This is a genomic window from Neisseria sp. P0009.S007, assembly GCF_051962515.1.
Genome location: NZ_JBQCVF010000056.1, coordinates 5,289 through 12,619, shown reverse-complemented (window position 1 = coordinate 12,619; position 7,331 = coordinate 5,289). Strand labels below are relative to the sequence as shown.

General features: G+C 48.2%; 8 protein-coding genes. 4 read left to right on the top strand and 4 right to left on the bottom strand.

Features of this window, described 5'->3' with window-relative positions:
- The 4 genes from ACTHS3_RS06910 to argF form a co-directional block, all read left to right on the top strand.
- Positions 1–601, top strand: a 601-nt coding sequence (locus tag ACTHS3_RS06910; RefSeq protein WP_440367499.1) for a glucose-6-phosphate 1-dehydrogenase family protein, incomplete at its 5' end; no start/stop codon positions are given.
- Between the two features lie 112 nt (positions 602–713).
- Entirely contained in the window at positions 714–1,847 is a 1,134-nt protein-coding gene (gene dapE / locus ACTHS3_RS06905) for a succinyl-diaminopimelate desuccinylase (protein ID WP_004519622.1), read from the top strand.
- 98 nt (positions 1,848–1,945) lie between these two features.
- Entirely contained in the window at positions 1,946–2,701 is a 756-nt protein-coding gene (locus ACTHS3_RS06900) for a methylated-DNA--[protein]-cysteine S-methyltransferase (RefSeq protein ID WP_070625121.1), read from the top strand.
- Positions 2,702–2,830: 129 nt separating this feature from the next.
- The gene (gene argF, locus ACTHS3_RS06895; RefSeq protein ID WP_107737777.1) at positions 2,831–3,826 is read left to right on the top strand and encodes an ornithine carbamoyltransferase; all 996 of its coding nucleotides are present in this window, start codon (positions 2,831–2,833) and stop codon (positions 3,824–3,826) included.
- Positions 3,827–3,925: 99 nt separating this feature from the next.
- Here the strand turns inward: argF and ACTHS3_RS06890 are convergent, their stop codons facing one another.
- The 4 genes from ACTHS3_RS06890 to hemN form a co-directional block, all read right to left on the bottom strand.
- Positions 3,926–4,912, bottom strand: a complete 987-nt coding sequence (locus ACTHS3_RS06890; RefSeq protein WP_004519626.1) for a TraB/GumN family protein — start codon at positions 4,910–4,912, stop codon at positions 3,926–3,928.
- Positions 4,913–4,950: 38 nt separating this feature from the next.
- On the bottom strand, positions 4,951–5,196 hold the full coding sequence (locus ACTHS3_RS06885; RefSeq protein ID WP_004519627.1) for a DUF1289 domain-containing protein: 246 nt from the start codon (positions 5,194–5,196) through the stop codon (positions 4,951–4,953).
- Positions 5,197–5,808: 612 nt separating this feature from the next.
- Positions 5,809–6,141 (bottom strand): hypothetical protein, encoded by a 333-nt coding sequence (locus ACTHS3_RS06880; RefSeq protein WP_004519629.1) that lies wholly within the window; start codon positions 6,139–6,141, stop codon positions 5,809–5,811.
- 131 nt (positions 6,142–6,272) lie between these two features.
- The coding region (gene hemN / locus ACTHS3_RS06875) for an oxygen-independent coproporphyrinogen III oxidase (RefSeq protein ID WP_440367496.1) at positions 6,273–7,331 on the bottom strand (1,059 nt) is incomplete at its 5' end.

The following is a 7,331-nucleotide window of genomic DNA, read 5'->3' as shown; positions in this document are numbered from 1 at the left end:
CGATTTGTTCAATATCCCTTTTTTCCAGTTTTCCCAGCTTAAAAAATACCAGCCTGAAAGCATTCCGCAAATCAAGGCAGACTATAAAGAAAACTGGCAGGTATGGCAGCAGCTAATCCAGCAGGTTGCCGCCGAATTGGGTGCACCGTTTGCGCCGCCGCATATCGAACGCTGGTGTAACGGCTGGCAGGTCCGCGCCCATTTTTTTGCCTATTTCAAATACGAACAATATAAAAATTCCGCAGCGATTTTATCGATTTTGCTGAATCGCCGCCGTTTGAGCGTCAGCTTGGACTGGCATTGCTATAAAGCCGATGTTTCTCCCATTGCGCTGCCTGATTACAACCGCTGGCTGGATAATTTTGATACTGAAAAATACGCTTCCTTCGATATGTGGCACGGTGCGGAAAGCGAATATGACGATTATCGTACCGTTGCCCAACAAAGCGACGGCGATAGAAAGCTTCGAGACGATAAAGATTTCTTCTGTATCGGCAAACACATCGAACGCGATGATTTGGGCAAGCAGGATGTCGCGAAATGGATAGTGGAAACAGTGGAAGACTTACTGCCGCTGTATGAAGCTTGTCATGGAAAATAAATCAGGATGCAGAAAGGGAAACTGCCCATTCAGTATCTTCAAATAAACTCAAGGCCGTCTGAAAATCATATTCAGAACGTTTCAGACGGCCTGTTTCTCAAAGTGAGCAAATATGACCGAAACCCAATCCCTAGAGCTTGCCAAAGAGCTGATTTCCCGCCCGTCCGTTACGCCGGATGACCAAAACTGCCAACAACTGCTGGCCGAACGCCTGCAAAAAATCGGTTTTGCCGTAGAAGAGCTTCATTTCGGCGACACCAAAAACATTTGGTTGCGCCGCGGTACTCAGGCTCCGGTGTTCTGCTTTGCCGGACATACCGACGTTGTGCCGACAGGTCCTGTTGAAAAATGGGATTCGCCTCCGTTTGAACCGACCGAGCGTGAAGACCGTCTGTATGGCCGCGGCGCGGCGGACATGAAAACCAGCATTGCCTGCTTCGTTACCGCCTGTGAGCGTTTCGTTGCCGAATATCCCGATCATCAAGGCAGTATCGCGCTCCTGATTACTTCAGACGAAGAGGGCGATGCGCTGGATGGCACAACCAAAGTTGTCGATGTATTGAAAGCGCGTGGCGAATTGATTGATTACTGTATCGTCGGCGAACCGACTGCCGTGGATAAATTGGGCGATATGTTGAAAAACGGCCGACGCGGCTCGTTGTCGGGCAATCTGACCATCAAAGGCAAGCAAGGCCATATTGCCTATCCGCATTTGGCAATCAATCCCGTGCATACTTTTGCCCCGGCCTTGCTGGAGCTGACGCAGGAAGTCTGGGACGAGGGCAACGAATACTTCCCGCCGACCAGTTTCCAAATTTCCAATATTAACGGCGGCACAGGCGCGACCAATGTGATTCCGGGCGAGCTAAACGTCAAATTCAATTTCCGTTTCTCTACCGAGTCTACTGAAGAAGGGCTGAAACAACGCGTTCATACCATTTTGGATAAACACGGCGTGCAATACGATTTGCAGTGGTCTTGCTCAGGCCAACCTTTCCTGACACAGGCAGGAAAACTGACCGATGTGGCACGCGAAGCCATTGCCGAGATTTGTGGCGTTGAGGCTGAATTGTCCACCACCGGCGGCACTTCGGACGGACGCTTCATCAAAGCCATTGCGAAAGAGCTCATCGAATTAGGCCCGTCTAACGCGACCATCCACCAAATCAACGAAAACGTACGTTTGGAAGATATTCCGAAGTTGTCGGCGGTGTATGAAGGTATGTTGAAACGCCTGTTGAAGTGAAAAGGCCGTACCGTAGGCTTTGAAAAACGATAGGGCGATACGATTCTTTTGCTCTTTCGGTTTTCTCTTAAGTTATCGATAATTGAACAAGGCAAAATATGATTACTCTGCCTTCTTTAAACGAGCTTCCATCAAAGTGGAATGAAATCCGAGAGCAGTTGGAAACTGACTTTCCCGCTACTCTCGAAGCCTTACTGCACGAGCGTCTTACCGAACACGAAGCCAAGCAGTTTGAGCAGGATTTTATTGACTGTATCGGTTGTGCGCCTGAAGAATATGTCCGTATCCGCCGAGCTATCCGACTGTTGGAAACGCGTTATCCTGATAGTCCGAACGAACTGACTGCGGCCGCGGTTGCCACGCCGTTGGGCGAGATGTTGGCGGTGTTCGGCAGCAAGGGTTTGTGTCTGCTGGAATTTGTCGGGCAGAAACATATGGAACAGGAAATCATGGCTGTCCAAAAAGCTTTGAACGGACAGTTTATTTTCCAAGAAAATGAGCAAACGCAACTTTTGCGTCAAGAATTGGATTTATACTTCCAAGGCCGTCTAAAAGTTTTTGCGACGCCTTTGGAAACGATAGGTACAGCCTTTCAGCAGCAGGTGTGGAATGCGCTGCTGACTATTCCTTACGGCGAAACGCGCAGCTACAAGAAGCAGGCGCAACAGTTGGGTAATCCTAGAGCCGTCCGCGCCGTTGCCGCTGCAAACGGGCAGAACAAGGTGTCTATCCTGATTCCCTGCCACCGTGTTATCGGTAGTGACGGCAAACTGACCGGCTACGCAGGCGGTTTGAACCGCAAACAATCGTTGCTTGCCTTGGAGAGAGGCGAGGTTCAGACGGCCTTGTTTTGAGAGGATCTGCATTAGGGGCAGGCTTCGCACGCTGAAAAATTGAGTAGCAGAAGGTCGGGGAAGCCCGGAAAAATCTGCATGGAGAAAAATGTTGGGCAACGCCCACGCTAGAAAAAAGAGAAATAAGACATGAGCCTGAAAAACCGCCATTTTTTAAAACTTTTGGATTTTACGCCGGAAGAAATCACCACCTATCTCGACCTTGCCGCCGAATTGAAAGCTGCTAAAAAAGCAGGGCGCGAGGTGCAGCGGATGCAGGGAAAAAACATTGCCCTGATTTTCGAGAAAACATCAACCCGCACCCGTTGCGCGTTTGAAGTGGCTGCGCGTGATCAAGGGGCAGGGGTAACTTATCTGGAGCCGTCTGCCAGCCAAATTGGGCATAAGGAAAGTATTAAGGATACGGCGCGCGTTTTAGGGCGGATGTTTGACGGTATCGAATATCGCGGCTTTGGGCAGGATGTGGTGGAAGAGCTGGCCAAGTATGCAGGCGTGCCTGTGTTCAATGGTTTGACCAACGAGTTCCACCCGACTCAAATGCTTGCTGATGCGCTGACGATGCGCGAGCATAGCGACAAGCCTTTGAACCAAATTGCGTTTGCCTATGTCGGCGATGCGCGTTACAACATGGCCAATTCGTTGCTGGTGTTGGCTGCGAAACTGGGCATGGACGTGCGTATCGGTGCGCCGAAAAGTTTGTGGCCGTCTGAAAACATTATCGAGACGGTGCAGGCTGTTGCCAAAGAGACCGGCGGACGGATTCTGTTGACGGAGAATGTGAAAGAAGCCGTAAAAGGCGTGGATTTTATCCATACCGATGTGTGGGTCAGCATGGGTGAGCCTAAAGAGGCGTGGCAGGAACGTATCGATTTGCTGAAAGATTACCGAGTTACGCCTGAATTGATGGCGGCGGCGGAAAATCCGCAAGTCAAGTTTATGCATTGCCTGCCTGCTTTCCATAATCGTGAAACCAAAGTCGGTGAATGGATTTATGAGACATTCGGTCTGAATGGTGTGGAAGTAACGGAAGAAGTTTTCGAAAGCGAAGCCAGCATTGTGTTTGATCAGGCAGAAAACCGGATGCACACGATTAAAGCGGTGATGGTAGCTGCATTGGGCGATTGATTGTTACGCTTAACGCTGCTTACCGCTTCATTTAATAGAGATTAAATAAAGGCCGTCTGAAAGAAAGACTTTCAGACGGCCTTGTTGTTGGATTGGAGTTTATTGCCAAATCAGAACTTTGGGTTCGGGCGTTACTTGATAGCCTTCTTGACGCAATAGTTCGATTAAGCCTTTTCCGCTGGGTAAATGGGCAATGCCGACAGCAAAGAGGGTGCTTTGTTTGGCCGATTGCTTGCGGATTTCAGGTAGCCATGCCAAGTTACGGCGGATCAGGAGGTCGTTTTTCAGCCAATCGGACATGGCTTTGGCGTGTTTAGCATCAACACGTTTGAGGGTGCACTGTTCGGTTTCTTCCAAAAGTGGGATGAGTTCTTCAAAGCGGCCTTCTGAATAGGCTTGATGGAGTTTTTTGATATCTTCGGTTTCTTCTTTATTGGTTTTAATGCTGGCTTTCAGAAAGTTGAGCATGGTTTCTTCAGGCTGTGCTTTGAAGATTGCGGAAACTTCGTCCAAGCTTTCTAATGAACTACGCGGTTTGTTGATATTGACTGCTGCGTTGGTCAGCAACATATCTGCACCGGTTTCTGCGCTATATCCTTGGGGAAATGCGCTGCCGGCAAAAACCAATGCTGCCCACGGGTGGAGTTTGTCGGCAATTCTGGTGATGGGTCGGCTTTCTTCATTTTTTGAATAGATTTCTTGTAAAAGACGGAAATCTGTTTTGCCAAGCTTGCGGCTAAGCGGTTCGGTACTCATGACTTCTTTGAAGTATTTTTGATACATTTTTTTCGTTTCCGGACTGCTGTCCGGCAGTGGGTCAATTTCTGTGGTCAGTTGGTTGGTGGATTGCAACAGTTTGACCGCATCGGAAGACAAAGTTTGATTGGTTCGTCCCATGTGGATGGTGCCGAGCAGGTAGGAATCGGGTTGGCCTTCTTTGCTGATTTTCCAAACATTGCTGGTCAGTTTAGGCTGCTGCCAGTTAAGTTCGGCAGGTTTGTTGTCGGGTGAGATCGCGGCGGGTTTGCAGGCGCCCAGGGCGAGGGCAGTCAATGGCACAAGCAGGCAGGCAAGCAGTTTTTTCATGTTTTTCCTTATTGTGGTGTGCGGTAGGCAAGGGCAATTTAGAAATCGAGCAGGTTTTGAACCGGATGTTCGCCCGTTTCGGTTTTTTCCATTTTGCGGTTGCGGATTTTGGCTTTCCTGAGGGATAGAAGGTGCATGACTTGATGCTTTTGGCTGTCGGTCATCTGGAGCCAGTACAAGCGCTCTTCCCGGCTGCGCAGGCAGCCTTTGCAATAGCCTTTGGCATTGGCTTCACAAACGCCGATGCAGGGACTGGGGATGGGGAAAAAATCAGGTTGTTCCATATTTTAAAAGCGTTTGAGACAAGAGACTGGACAAACCAAAATTGCAGACTGCATTCGTATTTGTCTACACACGATCGGTGTATCCAGCAGGGTTCCTAATATCCAATTGAGTTGATCATTTCAATAAGTTTATATCTGCCACCCTAGGCATAAAAAACCTAAGAGAAACCATAAATATATCGCAGAAGAAGTCAGTATCTTCCCTATTTTCAGATTTCTCCAATAAAACCCAAGTAAGAACATTATAAAAATTAAAGGAATTCCAATATAAATATAATATTTAAGCGATCCTAATTCACTGAACACGTTTATAACAGAATAGAGACCGATAAATCCACCTGACCAAAAAACAATTATTGCTGGCCCTAAAAAAATAGCCGTTATTAAATGAGGGAGCAGTATGATTTTTATCCATTCTTTATATTTGTTGTTCATTTTAATCCCAATTACTTCAATGGTATCGTATCGATTCAAATGGGGGAGCAAAGTGTACAGTAACGTCACCAAGAATAATTACGGTATGTTTGGCAGAATCATGTTTTAATACATATTTGGAGTTCCGCTATATTTTGATTTTCAGACGACCTATGTGTAGCCCCAACTATCTGCATTTTATGACTTAATCAGTTTGCGCAAAGACTGATTGTTGTATTTGATATCGGCAATCAGCTGGTCATATTGGTGCATTCTACGGAGCGAGCGGGTAATTAGATAGACCGAGAAAATAATCAAGCTGATGTTCATCAGACTGACCAGTACGAGCAAAGGCCAAACATCAACGGCCTCGTACCATTTCGATGTCGCAATCAGCGCACTGAAAATAGACAAAGGGAGTGCGAAAACGGCAATGCCCGTACGCATGATAGCAAGTGCCGTGCGTTTTTCTGCAAGGAGAAGCTGTACTTGATTGATGCTGAGGATATCGTTTTGCTGTTCGGTAACCATAGGATACGCGCCTATACAAATTAACTTTGAATTCTGATAAAGCGGAAAATATGGTTTTATGTTACCCGAAAGTATTGAAAATAAAAACAAAGGTCGTCTGAAAATTTTTAGACGACCTTTTCCATTCCTGTTTATACGGTTTGCGAGTATTTGGCTTTGGTTTCTTTATGGCGCAAATGGTAGTCGAACACCATGGCGATGTTGCGGATCAGGAAACGGCCCTTCGGTGTCACGGTCAGGCTGTGCGGTTTGAGACGGACCAGGCCGAGGGTTTCAAGTTGCTTCATATCTTCCAGTTCGGCTGCAAAATAGCGGCTAAACGGAATGCCGAACACGCTTTCGTAAATTTGATAATCAAGCGAGAAGCGGCACATTAAATCCTGAATAATGTTGCGGCGCAGGATATCGTCTTGATCAAGCTGGTAGCCGCGCATAATCGGCAGATGTCCGGCATCAAGAGCGGCGTAATAGGCATCGATGTCGCGCTCGTTTTGGGAGTAGGTGCTGCCGATTTTGCCGATAGAGGACACGCCGATCGCTACCAAATCGCAGTCGGCATAGGTTGAGTAGCCTTGGAAGTTGCGTTGCAGGAAGCCTTCTTTGAGGGCGATGGAGAGTTCGTCGTCAGGTTTGGCAAAGTGGTCCATGCCAATGAAAACGTAGCCGCGCTCAGTCAGGGTTTGGACGCAATATTGCAGCATATCGAGTTTTTCTTCGCTGCCGGGAACGACATTGGTGTCGATACGGCGTTGCGGTTTGAAGATATGCGGCAGGTGGGCGTAGTGGTAGAGGGCGAGGCGGTCAGGGTCAAGCGACAAGACCGTGTCGATGGTGGTTTTGATGCTTTCGGTGTTTTGGTGCGGCAGGCCGTAAATCAAATCGACACTGACGGATTTGAACCCTGCTTCGCGGGCGGCATCGATGACTTCTTTGGTTTCTTCGTAACTTTGGATACGGTTGACGGCTGCCTGCACTTTAGGATCGAAGTCTTGAATGCCGACACTCATGCGGTTGAAACCGAGTTTGCCCAGTTTGAGGACGGTTTTGCGGCTGACTTTGCGCGGGTCGATTTCGATGGAGTATTCGCCGTTGGGGATGAGCTGGAAGTATTTGCGGATCATTTCGAAGACGCGTTCGAGTTGGTCGTCGCTTAGGAATGTCGGCGTGCCGCCGCCGAAGTGGAGTTGCGC

Coding starts and splice junctions, on each gene's coding strand:
- ACTHS3_RS06890 (WP_004519626.1), bottom strand. CDS start 4,912: ATGAAAAAACTGCTTGCCTGCCTGCTTGTGCCATTGACTGCCCTCGCC.
- ACTHS3_RS06900 (WP_070625121.1), top strand. CDS start 1,946: ATGATTACTCTGCCTTCTTTAAACGAGCTTCCATCAAAGTGGAATGAA.
- dapE (WP_004519622.1), top strand. CDS start 714: ATGACCGAAACCCAATCCCTAGAGCTTGCCAAAGAGCTGATTTCCCGC.
- ACTHS3_RS06880 (WP_004519629.1), bottom strand. CDS start 6,141: ATGGTTACCGAACAGCAAAACGATATCCTCAGCATCAATCAAGTACAG.
- ACTHS3_RS06885 (WP_004519627.1), bottom strand. CDS start 5,196: ATGGAACAACCTGATTTTTTCCCCATCCCCAGTCCCTGCATCGGCGTT.
- argF (WP_107737777.1), top strand. CDS start 2,831: ATGAGCCTGAAAAACCGCCATTTTTTAAAACTTTTGGATTTTACGCCG.